The following is an 18,121-nucleotide window of genomic DNA, read 5'->3' as shown; positions in this document are numbered from 1 at the left end:
CCACGATGTGCGTCGTGGCACGCCCTTGCTGGAGCGGTTAAAATCTGTCACTTTCCATCGGTAGGACAGTAAGACTGTCCCATTTCCCGCAGGCTGCCTGCGTGGAGGGCTGTGAGGATCTCGCTCAGGTGACTTTGCCGGCGACCAAACGAGATTCGAAGCCGGTCGCCATTACGGCGATCCGGGCCCGCACGGCTTGAGACCAAGCCGGCGTCGAGCCCGCGAGGAGCGGGCGCTTCTGACCGAAGAACCCGCTTAGAGCCGACGCTGTCGAGAGACGCGAAACCCGGAGGCCCCTTGGCTCCTGGGCATGAAACATGCTCGCATGCGGGCAGGTCGGAGGCGAGAGATGGTGGACGTGGTCGCATTGTCTGAGTTCGGGGCGCACCAGGCGTCGGTTCCCGCCACCCGTGACGGCACCGCGCCGATGATCGTGCGCGACGCTGCCCTGCCTAAGGCCCAGGGCCTCTACGACCCGGCCCGCGAGAGCGACGCCTGCGGGGTCGGCTTCGTCGCCGACATGCACGACCGGCGTACGCACGCCATCGTTCAGCAAGGCCTGCAGATCCTGAAGAACCTCGACCATCGCGGCGCCGTCGGCGCCGATCCGAAGATGGGCGACGGCTGCGGCATCCTCGTCCAGATTCCCCACGCCTTCTTCAAGGCCGAGTGCGAGGCCCTCGGCATCGCCCTGCCGGAGCCCGGCCATTACGGCGTCGGCCAGTTCTTCATGCCGAAGGACGAAGAGGCACGCCGGCTCGTGGAGGAGATCGTCGAGAAGGCGCTCGCCGACGAGGGCCTGCCGTTTCTCGGCTGGCGCGACGTGCCGGTGGATCCGAGCGATCTCGGCGTGATGGTCAAGGAGACCGAGCCCTGCCACCGGCAGATCTTCATCGGTCGCCCGGCGACGGTGTCGGACGAGGATGCCTTCGAGCGCCGGCTGTTCACTGCCCGCAAGGTCATCTCTAACAAGGTCTACGGGCTGAAGGACGAGCGCACGAACACCTATTATCCCGTCTCGCTCTCGACCCGGACCATCGTCTACAAGGGCATGGTGCTGGTCGATCAGCTCGGCGAATACTATCGCGACCTGCAGGACGAGCGCTTCGTCTCGGGCCTTGCGCTCGTTCACCAGCGATTCGCCACCAACACCTTCCCGACCTGGCGCCTGTCGCACCCCTACCGGATGGTTGCGCATAACGGCGAGATCAACACCCTGCGGGGCAACGTCAACTGGATGGCGGCCCGTCAGGCGAGCGTCGATTCGGACCTGTTCGGCAACGACATCTCCAAGCTCTGGCCGATCTCCTACGAGGGCCAGTCCGACACCGCGTGCTTCGACAACGCCCTCGAGTTCCTCGTGCAGGGCGGCTACTCGCTGGCCCACGCGATGATGATGCTCATCCCGGAGGCCTGGGCCGGCAACCCGCTGATGAGCGAGGAGCGCCGCGCCTTCTACGAGTATCATGCTGCCCTGATGGAGCCGTGGGACGGCCCGGCCGCCGTCTGCTTCACCGACGGCCGCCAGATCGGCGCCACCCTCGACCGAAACGGCCTGCGCCCGGCCCGCTACCTCGTCACCGACGACGGCCTCGTGGTGCTCGCCTCGGAGATGGGGGTCCTGCCGATCCCGGACGAGAAGATCGTCGAATCCTGGCGCCTTCAGCCGGGCAGGATGCTGCTCATCGACCTGGAGAAGGGTCGCATCGTCTCCGATGAGGAGATCAAGAGCGAACTCGCCGCCGCGCACCCCTATGCCGAATGGGTCAAGAACACGCAGATCGTGCTCGAAGATTTGAAGCCTGTGATTCCGCGTGCCTCGCGCTCGGATGTCTCGCTTCTCGATCGTCAGCAGGCCTTCGGCTACAGCCAGGAAGACCTCAAGCTCCTGATGGCGCCCATGGCCGTGACCGGCCAGGAAGCGGTCGGCTCCATGGGCACCGACACGCCGCTCTCGGCGCTCTCGGACAAGCCGAAGTCGCTCTACTCCTATTTCAAGCAGAACTTCGCGCAGGTCACGAACCCGCCGATCGATCCGATCCGCGAGGAGGCCGTGATGAGCCTCGTCTCGTTCATCGGCCCGCGTCCGAACCTGCTCGACATGGAAGGTGCTTCCCGCAAGAAGCGCTTGGAGGTTCGCCAGCCGATCCTGACGAACGGCGACCTCGAGAAGATCCGCTCGATCTCCCATTTCGAGGACCGCTTCGACACCAAGACCCTCGACATGACCTTCCCGGCCGAGACCGGGGCGGCCGCCATGGAGGGGGCGGTCGATCGACTCTGTGACCGGGCCGAGGTCGCAGTGCGCGGCGGCTACAACATCATCATCCTGTCGGATCGCGGCGTCGGACCGGATCGCATCGCGATCCCCGCGCTTCTCGCGACCGCTGCCGTGCACAACTACCTGATCCGCAAGGGGCTCCGGACCTCGGTCGGCCTCGTGGTCGAATCGGGCGAGCCGCGCGAGGTCCATCACTTCGCGTGTCTGGCCGGCTACGGCGCCGAGGCGATCAATCCGTACCTCGCCTTCGAGACCCTGATCGCGATGAAGGACGAATTCCCGCCGGACCTGACCCCGGACGAGATCGTCTACCGCTACATCAAGTCGATCGATAAGGGCCTGCTCAAGGTCATGTCCAAGATGGGTATTTCGACCTACCAGTCCTATTGCGGTGCTCAGATCTTCGACGCGATCGGCCTGAACTCGTCCTTCGTGGCCCGCGACTTCTTCGGCACGGCGACGACCATCGAGGGAATCGGCATGGCCGAGGTCGCGCAGGAGACTGCGCGGCGGCATTCGGATGCCTTCGGCGACTCGCCGATCTACCGCACCGCTCTCGATGTCGGCGGCGAATACGCCTACCGCCTGCGCGGCGAGAGCCACACCTGGACACCGGATTCGGTGGCGACGCTGCAGCACGCGGTGCGTCTCGGCCTGCCCGATCGCTACCGGGAATATGCCCGGCTGGTGAACGAGCAGGAGAACCACCTCAAGACGATCCGTGGCCTGTTCCGCATCAAGCAGGCTGCCGAACTCGGCCGTGCACCGGTGGACATCGAGTCCGTTGAGGCGGCCGCGGACATCGTCAAGCGTTTCGCGACCGGCGCGATGTCCTACGGCTCGATCTCGAAGGAGGCGCACGAGACACTCGCCATCGCGGTGAACTCGTTCGGCGGCCGCTCCAATTCGGGTGAGGGCGGCGAGGAGGTTGAGCGCTTCAAGCCGATGGCGGACGGCCGCTCCCGCCGCTCGGCGATCAAGCAGGTCGCCTCGGGCCGCTTCGGTGTCACGACGGAATACCTCGTCAATTCCGATATGATGCAGATCAAGGTCGCGCAGGGCGCCAAGCCCGGCGAGGGTGGTCAGTTGCCCGGCCACAAGGTCGATGCCAAGATCGCCAAGGTCCGCTACGCGACCCCGGGTGTCGGCCTGATCTCGCCGCCGCCGCACCACGACATCTACTCGATCGAGGATCTGGCTCAGCTGATCTTCGACCTGAAGAACGTGAACCCCTCTGCCGACGTCTCGGTGAAGCTCGTCTCTGAGGTCGGCGTCGGCACTGTCGCCACGGGCGTGGCCAAGGCGCGGGCCGACCACATCACGATCTCGGGCTTCGACGGCGGTACGGGGGCGGCGCCGCTGACCTCGATCAAGCATGCGGGCGGCCCCTGGGAGACGGGACTCGCCGAGACCCAGCAGACCCTGGTGCTGAGCCACCTGCGGGGGCGCGTCGTCCTCCAGGCCGACGGCGGAATCCGCACGGGCCGCGACGTGCTGATCGCGGCGTTGCTCGGCGCCGACCAGTTCGGATTCTCGACTGCGCCGCTGATCGCGGCCGGCTGCATCATGATGCGCAAGTGCCACCTGAACACCTGCCCGGTGGGCGTCGCGACGCAGGATCCCGTGCTGCGCAAGCGCTTCAAGGGCACGCCCGAGCACGTGATCAACTACTTCTTCTTCGTGGCAGAGGAACTGCGCGAGTTGATGGCGTCGATGGGCTTCACCAAGCTCGAGGATCTTATCGGCCGGGCCGACTTTCTCGATACCCTGGAGGTCATCAACCACTGGAAGGCACGCGGCCTCGACTTCTCGAAGCTCTTCCACCGTCCGGAGGTGCCCGAGCACGTCGCGATCCGTCACACCGAGAAGCAGAAGCACCCGATCGACACGGTCCTCGACCGCCGCCTGATCGAAGGCGCGCAATCGGCCCTCGACGGCGGCGATCCGGTGGTGGTGCGGGACGTGATCCGGAACTCGGACCGTACGGCCGGCGCGATGCTCTCCGGAGCCGTGGCCAAGCGCTACGGCCACGAGGGCCTGCCCGACGACACCATCCGAGTGGAGCTGTCCGGCACAGCCGGTCAGAGCTTCGGCGCCTGGCTCGCCGCCGGCGTGACCCTGGTGCTCACCGGCCATGCCAACGACTACGTCGGTAAGGGGCTCTCGGGAGGCAAGCTGATCATCCGCCCCTCGGATGCGCTGAAGGCCCCTGGCTCGCACACGATCATGGCCGGCAACACCGTCCTGTACGGCGCGATCGCGGGCGAGGCCTACATCCGCGGTTCTGCCGGCGAGCGTTTCGCCGTCCGCAACTCAGGCGCCATCGCGGTGGTCGAGGGCATGGGCGACCATGGCTGCGAGTACATGACCGGCGGCGTGGTGGTGTCGATCGGCGAAACCGGGCGCAACTTCGCGGCCGGCATGTCGGGCGGCATCGCCTACGTCCTCGACGAGGACGGCTCGTTCTCGGCTCGCTGCAACCTCTCCATGGTCGATCTCGAACCCGTTGAGGAGGAGGACGACCTCATGCGCCGTTTCCACCAGGACGGCGACTTGGAGACGAAGGGTCGGGTCGACATCCTGGCGGACATGTCGGGCCACGACGAGGAGCGGCTGTCCCAGCTCATCACCAATCACCTGAAGTACACGGGCTCCCCCCGTGCCAAGGCGATCCTCGACGACTGGGCCGGCTATCGCACCAAGTTCGTCAAGGTGATGCCGGTGGAGTACCGCCGGGCGCTGCGCGAAATGGAGATGGCGCGGATGCCGGTGGCGGCCGAGTAGGCGGTCGCCGACCGACATTCTATCGTGACAGCGCCCGATTATTCGAAAAGCCGGGCACTTCACGGGTCAGCATTTCGGAATGGCTGACGCATGAGACAGGCCGGCTGATGAGCCGGGCTGTACGGGTGGAAGCGGAACAGGCCGATGCGGCCGCCTTCCGCGCGACGGATCAGACAGACTCGCGAAAGACGGTCAGACGATGGGCAAGGTCACGGGTTTCCTCGAATTCGACCGGCAGGAGCAGAAGTATCAGCTCGCCGCCGATCGTGTGCGCCATTTCCGCGAGTTCACGCTGCCGCTCGACGAGCATGACCTCAAGAAGCAGGCGGCGCGCTGCATGGATTGCGGCATCCCATTTTGCCACGGTCCGACCGGCTGCCCGGTCCACAACCAGATCCCGGACTGGAACGAACTCGTCTATCAGTCCGACTGGGAGGAGGCGGCCCGCAACCTCCATTCCACCAATAACTTCCCGGAGTTCACCGGCCGCATCTGTCCCGCGCCCTGCGAGGAGGCTTGTACGCTGAACCTCGAGAACCAGCCGGTGGCGATCAAGACCATCGAGCAGGCGATCGCCGACCGCGCCTGGAACAACGGCTGGGTCAAGCCCGAGCCGGCCGAGCACAAGACAGGCAAGAAGGTCGCGGTGATCGGCTCCGGGCCGGCCGGACTGGCGGCAGCGCAGCAGCTTGCCCGGGTCGGGCACGACGTCCACATCTTCGAGCGTGAGCCGAAGGCCGGGGGACTGCTCCGCTACGGCATCCCCGACTTCAAGATGGAAAAGCGCCACATCGATCGGCGCGTGAAGCAGATGGAAGGCGAGGGCGTCCGCTTCCACTACGGCGTCAATGTCGGCGTCAACAAGCCGCTCGACGAGCTCACGGCCGAGTTCGACGCGGTGCTGTTCGCCGGTGGCGCCGAGGATCCGCGCAATCCGCAGCTCCCGGGCCAGGATCTGGAAGGCGTGCACTACGCGATGCCGTTCCTCGTGCAGTCCAACCGCCGCGTCGGCGCCGAGCCGATGCCGGGCAACGGCGAGGCGCCCATCCTGGCCACCGCCAAGAACGTCGTCGTCATCGGCGGTGGCGACACGGCGTCGGATTGCGTCGGCACCTCGTTCCGTCAGGGTGCCCTGTCGGTGACGCAGCTCGATATCCGTCCGCGTCCCCCGGAGCGCGAGGACAAGCTCTCGGTCTGGCCCTACTGGCCGACGAAGATGCGCACCTCGTCCAGTCAGGCCGAGGGCGCCGAGCGCGAATTCCAAGCCGCGACGCTCCGCCTGGAGGGGAAGAAGGGCAAGCTGACGGGTGTCGTCTGCACCCGCGTCGACGAGAAGCGCCAGCCGATCCCGGGTGGCGAGTTCACGCTGCCTGCCGACCTCGTCTTTCTGGCGATTGGCTTCGCTGGCTCGGTCCGCAAGGGCCTGCTCGAGGAATCTGGCGTCACCATGGACAAGCGCGGCAACGTCACCGCCGACGAACTCGACTATCGGACTTCGAACGAGAAGATCTACGCGGCGGGCGATATGCGCCGCGGACAATCCCTCGTCGTCTGGGCGATCCGCGAGGGGCGTCAGGCGGCGCGCTCGATCGACGAAGCCCTGATGGGTGCGAGCATCCTTCCGCGCTGAGGAGCTACCGGATCGGCTTGCGCGAAACGGACTGCAGCTTTCCCGCCGTCGCAGTCCGGAACACCGTGGCTCTGCGCGTCATTGCTGTCCTGACACCCACGATGTCGGGATACGCGCATGACCGAGCCGATGGCCGAACCCAAGATCGAACCCTACGACGGCCCCGCGGGGGGATGGGGTTCGGCGGGCTCCCTCGCGGAGATCCTGACGCGGGAGCAGATCCCGGTCTCCGGCGCGGCGCTGCTCATGAAGCAGAACAAGCCCGACGGCTTCATGTGTACGTCCTGTGCTTGGTCGAAGCCGGCCAAGCCCAACACGTTCGAGTACTGTGAGAACGGCGCCAAGGCCACGATCTGGGAGCAGACCGCGAAGCGGGTCGGGCCGGATTTTTTTCAGCGCCACACCGTCACCGAACTCCTGACCTGGACGGACTACGCACTTGAAGAAAAGGGGCGCCTCACTCACCCGCTCCGCTACGATGCCGAAAGCGACTGCTACGTCACGGTTTCGTGGGAGCATGCCTTCGCGGAGATCGGGCGTGAATTGCGCGCCCTCGATCCGAACGCGGTGATCTATTACACCTCGGGCCGCGCCTCGCTCGAGACGTCGTACATGTACGCGCTGATGGCGCGCATGCACGGCACGAACAACCTGCCCGACTCGTCGAACATGTGCCACGAGCCGACCTCGGTCGGCCTGAAGTCGTCGATCGGATCGCCGGTGGGCACCACGATCCTCGAGGACTTCGAATCCACCGATCTGATCCTGTTCTTCGGTCAGAATGTCGGCTCGAACGCACCCCGCATGCTCCACCCCCTTCAGGAGGCGCGAAAGCGGCGCGTTCCGATCATCACCTTCAACCCCCTGCGGGAGCGCGGTCTGGAGCGCTTCACCAATCCGCAATCGCCCACCGAGATGCTGACGCGGACCTCGACCGAGATCTCGACGCAGTACCACCAAGTCAGGGCGGGCGGAGACCTCGCAGCGATCACCGGCATGTGCAAGGTGCTGATCGCCGCCGATCGCGAGGCGATGGAGGTCGGGCGCCCGCGTATCCTCGACGTGGACTTCATCGCGGAGCACACGCACGGATTTCGGGAGTTCGTCGCATTCTGCGATTCTCAGGAATGGGCCAATATCGAGGCCCGCGCGGGTCTGAGCCGCGAAGCGCTGGAAGCGGCCGCGACGGTCTATGCACGGGCGCGCTCCGTGATCGCGGTCTACGGTATGGGCCTGACCCAGCATCGCCGCGGCACCGAGGGCGTGCAAATGCTCGTCAATCTCATGCTGCTGCGCGGCAATGTGGGTCGCCCCGGTGCCGGGCTTTGTCCCGTGCGGGGGCATTCCAACGTTCAGGGACAGCGCACTGTCGGCATCACGGAGAAGCCTGAACTGGCGCCCCTCGACAAGCTCAAGGAACTCTACGGATTTGAGCCGCCGAGGGAGAAGGGACGCAACACCGTCGAGGCCTGTGAAGGCATCATTTCCGGAGAGACCCAGGCCTTCATCGGTCTCGGCGGCAATTTCGTGAGGGCCGTGCCCGATACCGTTCGAATGGAGGTGGCTTGGCGATCCCTGCGCCTCACGGTGCAGATCTCGACGAAGCTGAATCGCTCGCACCTCGTGCATGGGGCGGTGTCCTATATCCTGCCGTGCCTCGGCCGCATCGAGGTCGACGTCCAAGCGAGCGGACCGCAGGCTGTCTCGATGGAGGATTCGACCTCCTGTTTCCATGGTTCCCGTGGGCAGACCAAACCCGTCAGCGATCAGCTGCGCTCCGAGCCCTGGATCGTCGCCGAGATGGCGAAAGCCCTGTTGCCGTCCAATCCGAGGGTCGATTGGGATGGTTGGGTCGGTGACTACGCCCTGGTCCGCGAAGCCATCGAAGCCACCTATCCGGACGTGTTCCACGACCTGAACGGCCGGATGTTCCAGCCCGGCGGCCTGCACAAGCCGCTCGCCGCCCGTGATCGCAAGTGGGAGACGGAAACCGGCAGGGCCAACTTCACGGTTCCAGGCGGCCTGGAGGCCGATCCCGATATGCGCAGCAATCGCCGCGACGTGCTCGACCTGATCACCCTGCGCTCCAACGATCAGTTCAACACGACCGTGTACGGCTACGACGACCGTTTCCGTGGCGTGAAGGGCACCCGGATGATCCTGTTCATGAACGGCAATGACATGGATCGCCTGGGACTCGCCGATGGCGAAACCGTGGTCCTTTCCGCCGATGCCGACGATGAATTCCTGCGGGAGGTGAATGGCCTCCGGGTGATCAAGTACGGCATCCCGGAGGGCAACGTCGGCGGGTATTATCCGGAACTCAACGCACTGATCCCACTCTGGCATTACGACGAACAGGCCAAGACGCCGGCCGCTAAGGCGATTCCGGTTCGGATCCGCAAGGGGACGCCGATTGCCATTGCCGATTGATACGAACTCGGCTTTCCGCCGCCGAGTCCCCTCGACGACCGGCGCGGAAATCCCATAATCGAAGGCATGGAACGCTTCGACGACGCCCATGACCGCCGCCAGGCCATCATCGACCGGATGCTCGTCGAGGCGCTGCATCCGGCCTCCAACGATCGAAGCCCGAGCCACGATGGACTGCCGGAAGATATGCGGAGAGTGGTCGACGTCCTTCTTGCCAAGGCCGAGGCGCAGCGACAGCGACGTTTAACCTACGAGGATCTCGAGGAGGCGCTGCCACCTCGAGACGTTTCGGCGGAAGATCTGGAGGCGATCTTCTGGATCCTGTCGGAGCATGGCATCGCCATCGAGGACGGAGACCCGGCCGGAGACTGAACGCGTCTGCTTTACTCTTGGGACCGACGGTCGAACTTTCCAATCCGATATGCCGAGCATGGCACGTATGCCTGCCACATCCTCGGCCTCTCTCGCATCCGCCGAAGAACCGCTCTATAAGCCGCGCTCCTCCGTGGGGCTTTCCGCCACACGGAGCCGACCGAAAGGCGGAACGGAGACGATTATGGCCGAGCGTTGGACACCGAAGACCTGGCGAAATCTGCCGATTCAGCAGGTGCCCGCCTATCCGGATGCCGCCGCGCTGGAATCGGTCGAGTCGCAGCTCGCGAGCTTTCCGCCGCTCGTTTTTGCAGGTGAGGCGCGCAAGCTGAAATCGGCCCTGGCGCGGGTCTCCACCGGCGAAGCGTTCCTGCTCCAGGGCGGCGACTGTGCCGAGAGCTTCGACGAGCATTCGGCGGACAATATCCGCGATTTCTTCCGCGTCTTCCTTCAGATGGCGCTAGTCCTCACCTTCGCGGGCGGTTCGCCCGTGGTGAAGGTCGGACGCATCGCCGGCCAGTTCGCCAAGCCGCGCTCCTCGCCTACCGAGACTTTGGAGGGCGTGACGCTTCCGAGCTACCGCGGCGACATCGTCAACGGCCTCACCTTCACCGAGGAGGCGCGTGTTCCCGATCCGCGCCGCCAGCTCGAGGCGTACCGCCAGTCAGCGGCAACGCTCAACCTCCTGCGCGCCTTCGCCACTGGCGGCTACGCCAACTTGGAGAATTCGCATCGCTGGATGCTCGGTTTCGTGAAGGATTCGCCCCAATCCTCGCGTTACGCCGACTGCGCCGAGCGGATGACGGAGACGCTCGACTTCATGCGTGCCATCGGCATCAATCCGGAGACGCACCAGGAAGTCCGTACCACCGATTTCTACACCAGCCACGAGGCCCTGCTTCTGGGCTACGAGGAGGCGCTCACCCGCGTCGATTCCACGAGTGGCGACTGGTACGCCACGTCAGGCCACATGCTGTGGATCGGCGACCGTACGCGCCAGCCGGACCACGCTCACGTGGAGTACGCTCGGGGAATCAAGAATCCGATCGGCCTGAAATGCGGTCCCTCCATGACCGCCGAAGGTCTGATCCGCCTCGTGGATCAGCTCAACCCGGCCAACGAGGCTGGGCGTCTGACCCTGATCTGCCGTTTCGGAGCCGACAAGGTGGGCGACCACCTGCCCGGCCTGATCCGGGCGGTGGAGCGCGAGGGGCGGAACGTGGTCTGGGTCTGTGACCCGATGCACGGCAACACGATCTCGGCCGGCGGCTACAAGACCCGGCCGTTCGAGCGCGTGATGCAGGAAATCGAGGGATTCTTCGATGTCCATCGTGCCGAGGGCACGGTCGCGGGCGGCATCCACTTGGAGATGACCGGCAAGGACGTCACCGAGTGCACCGGCGGTGCTCGTGCCCTGACTGCCGAAGACCTTCAGGACCGCTACCACACCTACTGCGACCCGCGCCTGAACGCCGAACAAGCGCTGGAAGTAGCGTTCCTCACGGCGGAACTCGTGAAGCGCGAGCGCTCGGCGATCGAGCGTCCACGCCTCGACGCAGCCGAGTAGGCGAAAGCGTTCACCCCGAGACTACGAGCTGGAAGGTCCGCTTAGGGTCTTCCGGCTTCCACTGTCTCAGCTTGCCGAGTGGGGTCCCAGCATCGCGTTCCCAAAGTGCTGGACGAGGCTCATCTCGAGTTTTCCGGACATCCCGGTGAGGATCGCCATCGCTTCGCGCGCCGGCATCGGCTTCTTGTACGAGCGGCGCTCCGTGAGAGCGGCGTAGATGTCGCAAATGGTCAGCAGGCGCACGGTGTCGCTGATTTCAGCGCCGACCAGCCCGTCCGGATAGCCCGAGCCATCCAGCATTTCGTGATGGTGACGCACGGCACCGAGGGTAGCCGTATCGCAACCACTTTTGCGCAGGATGTCGTAACCGATCACCGGGTGACGCCGCATGATCACCATCTCGTCGGCATCGAGGCGGCCGGGCTTGTTCAGGATCTCGAGCGGGATCTGCGCCTTGCCGACATCGTGCAGCAGGGCGGCGCGCACGAAATGTTCCCGGTCCTCGGTGCGAAAACCGAGATGCAGAACGAACTGGGCAGCGACGCCTGCGACGAGCAGGCAGTGCTGGTAGGTCGCATCGTCGTGAGTCCAGACGGTTTCGAGCCACTGAGTCAGCCCACCTTCCTTCACTGCGGCGAGAATCGGATCGAGCCCGGCGTCGACTTGATCCAGGGAGATCGGACCGCCGCCTCGCACGCCGTCGAAGAGCCCGCTCAGGACTTCCTTCGCCCGGGTCACGTTCCGTATGACCGGCTGCGCGAGTGCGTCCGCCTCGTCGGTTTTCATTTCCGCTTGCAGCGCCTGAACGACGAGATGCGGCGCAGTGTAGGCGGGAAAACAGATCGTGGCGCCGAGGTCGCGTGCCTGACGCAGGTCGTGGTCGGTCGTCGAGCGCAGCAGACAGACAACCGGCATATCGCTCGCCCTGCGGACGTGGAGGAAACTCCGCAGGCGGTTCACAGATTCGCGTCGGCTCAACGTAAGATCGGAAACGATCGCACGGGGAAGGACGTTCGGCGTTGCGTCATCACCCGCTGCAACGACCTCGCAATGCGCGATCTTCTTGATGAGCGTCTCCAAAGCGGCGCTGCGATCCGGCCGATCGGTCAGTAGATAAATGGCTCCTTGCGCCATGATGTCCACGCTTCCTCCGAAGACTCCAATCTACACCCAAATTGCAAACAGGGCGTTTGCGGCACACGATTTCTGCGGAGGTCTGAGGCCCTTTACGCGACAGGAAAATCGGGCTTGAGATTGACCGTTTGAGCGCGCCCGGAGGACATCAAACGCCCTGATATCTCTCACTCCTCCCTCGACGGTCCGAACTCGTGGGGGCAGTCAGTATCACGATCCCTGAGGTTCGTATTCGAGCATTCTTCCTGAATTATAGATTTTCAGAGGTGTACAGTTTCTAAATCGACCATGCCTGTGGCGAAGCCTTCAGAAGTGACATGCTTGGAAAATAGCGCTCTATTCCGATTTGTAATCCATCTGTTTGACATTTTTCCGCTCGAAGCTTGCTCATAGTCGATAAAAAACAGAAATTACCCATATATGAGCTAAACTTCGGGTTTCGCCGATCTATTTATTCACTGAAAAGATGCAAATAATTCCAATCTAGAAAATCTAATATTATTCTGTATCAATTATATAGGAATTTTTGTTAAAATGTACGGCCGTTTTCGTTGCGATCAAAAGTCATCGGTTTTACCGTTATAGACGATTGCTTAGTCAGTTCCATCGGCGTTAGACAACAGGAATCTGCAGACGCGTGATGCTTCCCGAGGAAGCGGTGATATGATGATTGTAGCTGTTTGCTGCCTCAAAGAAGACGATATTTGATCTATTTACTGAATTAATCGGGATAAAAACTTGGAACTCTAGTGCGGCGAGAAGCCGATGAGAAACGGCAGATTCTGAATCGGCCGTTGGCCACGTGCGAAAGATTTGTCGCATGCCTTCGCGTCATCCCACGGTCAAAACGCCGTGAAACGGTCTGGTACACCACATACGAATCTGGCCGTTTGTTCACGCTACGTTGTGGTTCATGATGGCCATGTGTCCCGTGCCGGCATCCTCGCGATGCAGGAATCCACGGCTTGGATGTTTCCCATCCGACGCTTCGATCCCTCGAATCTCGTGTCCTGCATCCTGTGAAGATCGCCATCATCGCGCATCTCAAGTTCCCGATTGCCCAGCCGTACTCGGGGGGCCTGGAGATGCACACGCATCTGCTCGCATCCGCGCTGCAGGCACGCGGACATGAGGTGACCCTCTATGCCTCGGAAGGGTCCGGCGGCGACTTCGGGCTCGTGACCGTCTGCGCACCCACGGGGTGCGCTTTCGACGATGTTTCCGAGGCCCGGATCGATGCGGCGGAACATGCGGCCTACGTTCGGATCATGGATTCGGTTGCGGCTGGGGGCTACGATTTCGTCCACAACAACAGTCTTCACTTCCTGCCGCTGCTGCGTGCCGGTGAACTCGCCGTTCCGATGGTGACGGCCCTGCACACGCCGCCGTTCGAACCGTTCGTACGTGGCGTGCGAGCGCGCGCCCGGGACATGACCTTCGCCGCCGTCTCGCCGTCGCTCGCACGGGAATGGCACGATCTAATCGGCGATCCGCAGGTGATCGGCAACGGGATCGACCTCGGCGCCTTCGCGTACGCAGCAAAGCCCAAGGGTGAGCCGCACGCGATCTGGATGGGTCGGCTCGTTCCCGAGAAGGGACCGCACCTTGCCATCGACGCCGCCCGGGCCGCCGGCCTGCCGCTCAAGTTTGCGGGTCCCCGCTCGAATCCGGCGTATTGGGACACCGAGATCGCGCCGCGGCTCGGCACCGACGTCACCTATCTCGGCCATCTCGGGCACGACGCTCTCGCCCGCCAAGTCGGTGAGGCACACGTCGCCCTGTGCACGCCGCGCTGGGAGGAGCCCTTCGGACTCGTGCTGGCGGAATTTCTGGCCTGCGGAACGCCGGTTGCCGCGTTCCGCCGCGGGGCTATCCCCGACATCCTGGATGTTTCCTGCGGCGTTCTCGCGGAGGCGGACGATGTCGCCGATCTCGGTCGTGCTGTCACGAAGGCCATCGGGCTGTCGCGCACAGATTGTCGGCGCCGGGCGGAGCATCTGTTCAACGCGGAGGCGATGACCGATCAGTACGAGGCGCTCTATGCGCTCGAATTGCAGCGCGCCGCCAGTTCCGCGATTGCCGCCCGCGTGAGCAATGCCTGAGACCGATCTCTCCCTCGGTCGCGCCGTCGTCTGTGTGCCTGCACGCAACGAGGCCGATGCGCTACCGCGCCTGCTCCGGTCCCTCGACCGCCAGGACGGGATCTACGACGGCGCCCGCTTGCGGATCGTCGTGCTCGCCAACAACTGCACCGACGAGACGGTCGCGAGATTGCGGGCGATGGAGTCGAATGCTCAGGTCAAGAACCTCTCGCTCCGAGTCATCGAAGCGGAGATTGCACCCCCCCATGCTCATGTGGGTACGGCCCGGCGTCGTGCCCTCGATGCGGGAGTGGCATGGCTAGAGCAGGATGGGATCGCGGACGGCGTTCTCCTGAGCACGGACGCCGATGCGGTCGCGCCGTCGGATTGGGTAGAGGCGAACCTCCGGGCATTGCGAAACGCCGAAATCGTCGGAGGGCGCCTCGTGCTCCACGGTGAAAAGCCGGCGGGTGACCCGCGCCTTGCCGCGCTTCATGCCCGGATCGAGCAGTACTGGGTCGCGGTGCGCCGCCTCGAAGAGGTGTTCGATCCGCCGGCTCACGACCCGGCGCCGCGCCACGGCGATCATGTCGCCGCGAGCCTAGCGCTGCATGCGGACCTCTATCGCCGCGTGGGAGGGCTTCCGGTGCTGCCCTGCGGCGAGGACAATGCCCTGGTCGCGCGGGTGCGCTGGCATGGCGGGCGCGTACGGCACTGCCCGAACGTCTCGATCGCGGTCTCCGACCGCGGCACCGGCCGGGTCACGGGTGGGATGGCGACGGAGATGCTTCGCCGAGCCCGCGTCGTGGAGGGGCTCGAGAGCTATGCCCTTCCCTCGGCGACGCATTGGCGTGCGCTGATCGACCGGCGTCGGGTCTTGGCGAGTTGCTTTGCCGATTCGGCCGGCGTCGCTGCGTCCCTGCGGGATTTCGGCATCTCGGAGTCCGATCTTGCCGCGATCGATCTCGAGACCTGCCCGAATGCGATTGCTCTGGTCGAGCGGGTCGAGGCACAGGTCGGGGAGGGGATCGCAGCGGCGGTTCCGGTGCCGCTCGACGAGGCCGTGGCGGGACTCAACGCGATGCTCGCCGAGGCCCAAGGCGTACCCGCCGCGCGGGTCGCATGAGCCGGCGTCCGGTCGGCTACTACGTCCACCACCAGGGGGCCGGCCACTGGCAGCGAGCCTGCCTGATCGCGCGGGCCGTAGACCGTCCGGTGACGCTGATCGGAACGCTCTCGGATCTCGATACGCGCGCGGCTCCTGGATCGATCCTCGACCTGCCCGACGATCGAGTCGGCGCCGATTTCGATGGTCAGGACGGGTCTGCGGAGCGCCCTCACGGTCTGCATTACGCGCCCTTGGGAGCAGACAACGTTCGCGCTCGGATGGGCCGGCTCGCCGCGTGGATCGTCGAGGCCGACCCGGCGTTGATTGTCGTCGACGTTTCGGCGGAGATCGCGCTCTTTGCGCGGCTGATGTCAGTGCCGATCCTGGTCGTCCGCTTGGCCGGGACACGCACGGATCTTCCGCATCTCGAGGCGTTCCGAAGTGCCGAGCGCTTGCTCGCCTTCTTCCCGCCCGAACTCGACTCGGCGGCAACCCCTGACTGGGTGCGCGCCAAGACGTCTTATGCCGGGCTCCTGACGGCTGACGTGGTGTCCGACACGTCGCCGGAGGCGAATGGATCGATCCTCGTCATCTATGGACGTGGCGGAGCCGGAGGCCGAATGTCCGATCTCGCCGCTGCTGCGATCTCTGTGCCCGACCGCCACTGGCACGTCCTCGGCCCTGTCGACGCCTCCGGCATCGTGGCACCGGACAATCTTCATCTGCACGGCTGGGTCGCGGATCCTGCGCCCCATATCGCGCGAGCTGAGTTGGTGATTGGCGGCGGCGGGGATGGGGTCGTTTCGGCGGTTGCCGCAGCGGGAAAGCGCTTCGTGTGCCTGCCCGAACCGCGGGCCTTCGACGAACAGGTCGAGAAGTCCCGCGCGCTCGCGGCGATGGGCGCAGCGATTCATCACGAGTCGTGGCCCGGGCCCGGAGCCTGGCCCGGCATCGTCGCGGCAGCCCTCCGGCTCGACCCAGCCGTGATCGGCGGTCTGGCGAAGCCGGGCGTGATCGCCCGGACAAGTGCCCTGATCGCCGAGGAGGCCGATCGGGCCGAAGCGCGCCGTCGCTAGGCGGTCCGGTCTCAGAAAGGCCGGTCAGCGGGTACCTGGGTCGCCGCGATCTCGTCGGCGCGGGGCTGGCGCAGGACCGCGAGCGCATCGCGCCACTGCGCGTTGATCAGCCCGCGCGCAGCGAAGGCATCGAGCCAGCCGTCCATGGGCCAAAGTCCATGCCGCTCATGAAAGCGGGTCGCATTCCTGACGATGTCGGCAAAGTGTTGTAGTGGCGGATCGCAGGCGAGGTGGTGCTGGTGAAAAGCCTGGCCGCCGCCGCTGAACAGCACCGGGATGCCGAGGGCATCGGCCCGGAAGGCGAGATCGGTGTCTTCCGCGCCATAGCCGTCGAACCCTTCGTCGAAGCCGCCGAGGCGGTCGAAGGTCGTCGCGCGGACGCCGAAGGCGAGGGACCAGAACAGTCCGGGGTTGTCCGAGCGGGCGAGCCCGAACTTGGGAAAGCGGCGGACGGGATGGGGGTGCCCGGCCGCGCGCAGCCCGCCTTCCGTCCAACCATCGCCGACCGCGCCGGCCGGGAGGTAGCGGATCTCGCAGCAGATCAGTCCGTCGGCTTCGGCCAGATCGGCGCTGAGGCGCGGCACCAGATCGGCTGAGGGGATGCAGTCCACGTCGAGGAAGATCAGGCGCTCGGTCGCGGCGGCGTGCCGTCCGGCGTTGCGAGCCCGCGCGAGGGGCAACCCGGGGCTGTCGAGCACGACGCGGCGGATCGGGAAGCCGTAATCCGGCAGCGGGGCGGGCTCAGCCCCCATCTCGACGATCACGCAGGCCTCCGGATGGGGACCCCGCGCGACGCCTTCGAGGAGGCGGGCGAGATGCGCATCGCGGCCCTTGTTCAGGGTGATGAGGGTGATGAGGGTGGTGTCGGCGATCACGGGGCGGACACGTCCATGGCGACGAAGATCTCGAAGGGGCCGGTGAAGCGGGCGACCATCGCCGGCTCGAGGCGAAAGCCCGACGGGTCGTCGGAGATGAGGTCGGTGGTCTGGGAGCGGTGGGCGCCGATCGCGGCGGTCTTCGCCGCGCGGTGGGGGCCGACATCGAGGCGCAGGCCGGTCGGACCGGCGCCGACCTCGGTGCCTTCGGGCAGGGTCCAGCCCCAGACCGAGTAGGCGAAGGTCCGGATCGGGCCGAGTTGGGCCTGGGCGAGTCGGACGATGGCGGCGGCGGCCTGGTGGTCGCAGTGGGGATCGTGACCCCAGGTCACGCAGACGGCACCGGCATCGGCCTCTTGGGCGATCGCGGCGATCCGGGCGGCGGCCCCTTCGGCGATCGGGCCGGCGCTCGGAACGCCGGCATCGGGCAGGCGGAGGAAGGTCACGGCGTCCGCCGGAACGCCCAGTATACCAACGGCGTATACCGTCTCCGTTTCGCGCAGGTCACGCAGTTTTGCCGGCGGATAGAGCGCCGAGTGCGTGTGCGAGCCGCAGCCGTCGCTGACGATGACGACGCGGACCTCGCGACCGCGGGCGCGGGCCTCGGCCATGACGCCGCCGCAGCCGAGGCTCTCGTCGTCGGGATGGGGCGCGACGACGACGAGGCCCTTGCCGGCCGTCAGGGCATCGAGATCCGCGACCGGCAGGCGTTCGGCGGCGGCGAGGAAGGCATCGGCATGCATCGGTGGACTCGGGGGCGGGCGTCGGGGACGCGAAGTG

General features: G+C 65.3%; 11 protein-coding genes. 8 read left to right on the top strand and 3 right to left on the bottom strand.

From position 1 onward, the window contains the following. Positions 1-427 precede the first annotated feature (427 nt). The 5 genes from gltB (at position 428) to AC0IWM_RS08280 (ending at position 11,067) form a co-directional block, all read left to right on the top strand. Entirely contained in the window at positions 428-5,065 is a 4,638-nt protein-coding gene (gene gltB, locus AC0IWM_RS08300; RefSeq protein ID WP_471754600.1) for a glutamate synthase large subunit, read from the top strand. A 199-nt stretch (positions 5,066-5,264) separates the two neighbouring features. After that, a complete protein-coding gene (locus tag AC0IWM_RS08295) occupies positions 5,265-6,695 on the top strand; it encodes a glutamate synthase subunit beta (protein ID WP_471754198.1) in 1,431 nt (476 codons plus the stop codon). A 129-nt stretch (positions 6,696-6,824) separates the two neighbouring features. Then, the gene (locus AC0IWM_RS08290; RefSeq protein ID WP_471754598.1) at positions 6,825-9,128 is read left to right on the top strand and encodes an FdhF/YdeP family oxidoreductase; all 2,304 of its coding nucleotides are present in this window, start codon (positions 6,825-6,827) and stop codon (positions 9,126-9,128) included. A gap of 66 nt (positions 9,129-9,194) precedes the next feature. Continuing rightward, a complete protein-coding gene (locus tag AC0IWM_RS08285; RefSeq protein ID WP_056475693.1) occupies positions 9,195-9,500 on the top strand; it encodes an RNA polymerase sigma factor region1.1 domain-containing protein in 306 nt (101 codons plus the stop codon). A gap of 184 nt (positions 9,501-9,684) precedes the next feature. Beyond that, complete coding sequence (locus AC0IWM_RS08280; RefSeq protein WP_471754596.1) at positions 9,685-11,067, top strand: class II 3-deoxy-7-phosphoheptulonate synthase; 1,383 nt, start codon at positions 9,685-9,687, stop codon at positions 11,065-11,067. 66 nt (positions 11,068-11,133) lie between these two features. On the opposite strand, the gene AC0IWM_RS08275 is transcribed toward AC0IWM_RS08280, so the two are convergent. Further along, complete coding sequence (locus tag AC0IWM_RS08275; RefSeq protein WP_471754594.1) at positions 11,134-12,201, bottom strand: HD-GYP domain-containing protein; 1,068 nt, start codon at positions 12,199-12,201, stop codon at positions 11,134-11,136. 1,019 nt (positions 12,202-13,220) lie between these two features. Here AC0IWM_RS08275 and AC0IWM_RS08270 point away from each other — a divergent pair. Genes AC0IWM_RS08270 through AC0IWM_RS08260 form a run of 3 tightly spaced genes read left to right on the top strand, consistent with a single transcriptional unit; the run spans position 13,221 to position 16,466 of the window. Next, on the top strand, positions 13,221-14,303 hold the full coding sequence (locus AC0IWM_RS08270; RefSeq protein ID WP_471754592.1) for a glycosyltransferase family 4 protein: 1,083 nt from the start codon (positions 13,221-13,223) through the stop codon (positions 14,301-14,303). Continuing rightward, entirely contained in the window at positions 14,296-15,408 is a 1,113-nt protein-coding gene (locus AC0IWM_RS08265) for a glycosyltransferase family 2 protein (protein WP_471754196.1), read from the top strand. The genes AC0IWM_RS08270 and AC0IWM_RS08265 overlap by 8 nt, the downstream gene beginning before the upstream one ends. Beyond that, positions 15,405-16,466 (top strand): glycosyltransferase, encoded by a 1,062-nt coding sequence (locus AC0IWM_RS08260; protein WP_471754194.1) that lies wholly within the window; start codon positions 15,405-15,407, stop codon positions 16,464-16,466. Before AC0IWM_RS08265 ends, AC0IWM_RS08260 begins: the two co-directional genes overlap by 4 nt. A gap of 11 nt (positions 16,467-16,477) precedes the next feature. Here AC0IWM_RS08260 and AC0IWM_RS08255 read toward each other — a convergent pair whose 3' ends face one another. Both AC0IWM_RS08255 and AC0IWM_RS08250 read right to left on the bottom strand, forming a co-directional pair. Next, positions 16,478-17,341, bottom strand: a complete 864-nt coding sequence (locus AC0IWM_RS08255) for a glycosyltransferase family 2 protein (RefSeq protein WP_471754192.1) — start codon at positions 17,339-17,341, stop codon at positions 16,478-16,480. Further along, complete coding sequence (locus tag AC0IWM_RS08250; protein ID WP_471754190.1) at positions 17,338-18,084, bottom strand: PIG-L deacetylase family protein; 747 nt, start codon at positions 18,082-18,084, stop codon at positions 17,338-17,340. The genes AC0IWM_RS08255 and AC0IWM_RS08250 overlap by 4 nt, the downstream gene beginning before the upstream one ends. Positions 18,085-18,121: the final 37 nt, after the last annotated feature.

The sequence above is a fragment of the Methylobacterium sp. AC433 genome, from assembly GCF_979253015.1.
Note: the sequence above shows the minus strand (reverse complement) of the source record. Positions and strands in the feature narration are given on the sequence as shown.

What these genes read in the sequence shown, in the direction of transcription:
- gltB (WP_471754600.1), top strand. Translation starts at nt 428, where the DNA reads ATGATCGTGCGCGACGCTGCCCTGCCTAAGGCCCAGGGCCTCTACGAC.
- AC0IWM_RS08295 (WP_471754198.1), top strand. Translation starts at nt 5,265, where the DNA reads ATGGGCAAGGTCACGGGTTTCCTCGAATTCGACCGGCAGGAGCAGAAG.
- AC0IWM_RS08290 (WP_471754598.1), top strand. Translation starts at nt 6,825, where the DNA reads ATGGCCGAACCCAAGATCGAACCCTACGACGGCCCCGCGGGGGGATGG.
- AC0IWM_RS08285 (WP_056475693.1), top strand. Translation starts at nt 9,195, where the DNA reads ATGGAACGCTTCGACGACGCCCATGACCGCCGCCAGGCCATCATCGAC.
- AC0IWM_RS08280 (WP_471754596.1), top strand. Translation starts at nt 9,685, where the DNA reads ATGGCCGAGCGTTGGACACCGAAGACCTGGCGAAATCTGCCGATTCAG.
- AC0IWM_RS08275 (WP_471754594.1), bottom strand. Translation starts at nt 12,201, where the DNA reads ATGGCGCAAGGAGCCATTTATCTACTGACCGATCGGCCGGATCGCAGC.
- AC0IWM_RS08265 (WP_471754196.1), top strand. Translation starts at nt 14,296, where the DNA reads ATGCCTGAGACCGATCTCTCCCTCGGTCGCGCCGTCGTCTGTGTGCCT.
- AC0IWM_RS08260 (WP_471754194.1), top strand. Translation starts at nt 15,405, where the DNA reads ATGAGCCGGCGTCCGGTCGGCTACTACGTCCACCACCAGGGGGCCGGC.
- AC0IWM_RS08250 (WP_471754190.1), bottom strand. Translation starts at nt 18,084, where the DNA reads ATGCATGCCGATGCCTTCCTCGCCGCCGCCGAACGCCTGCCGGTCGCG.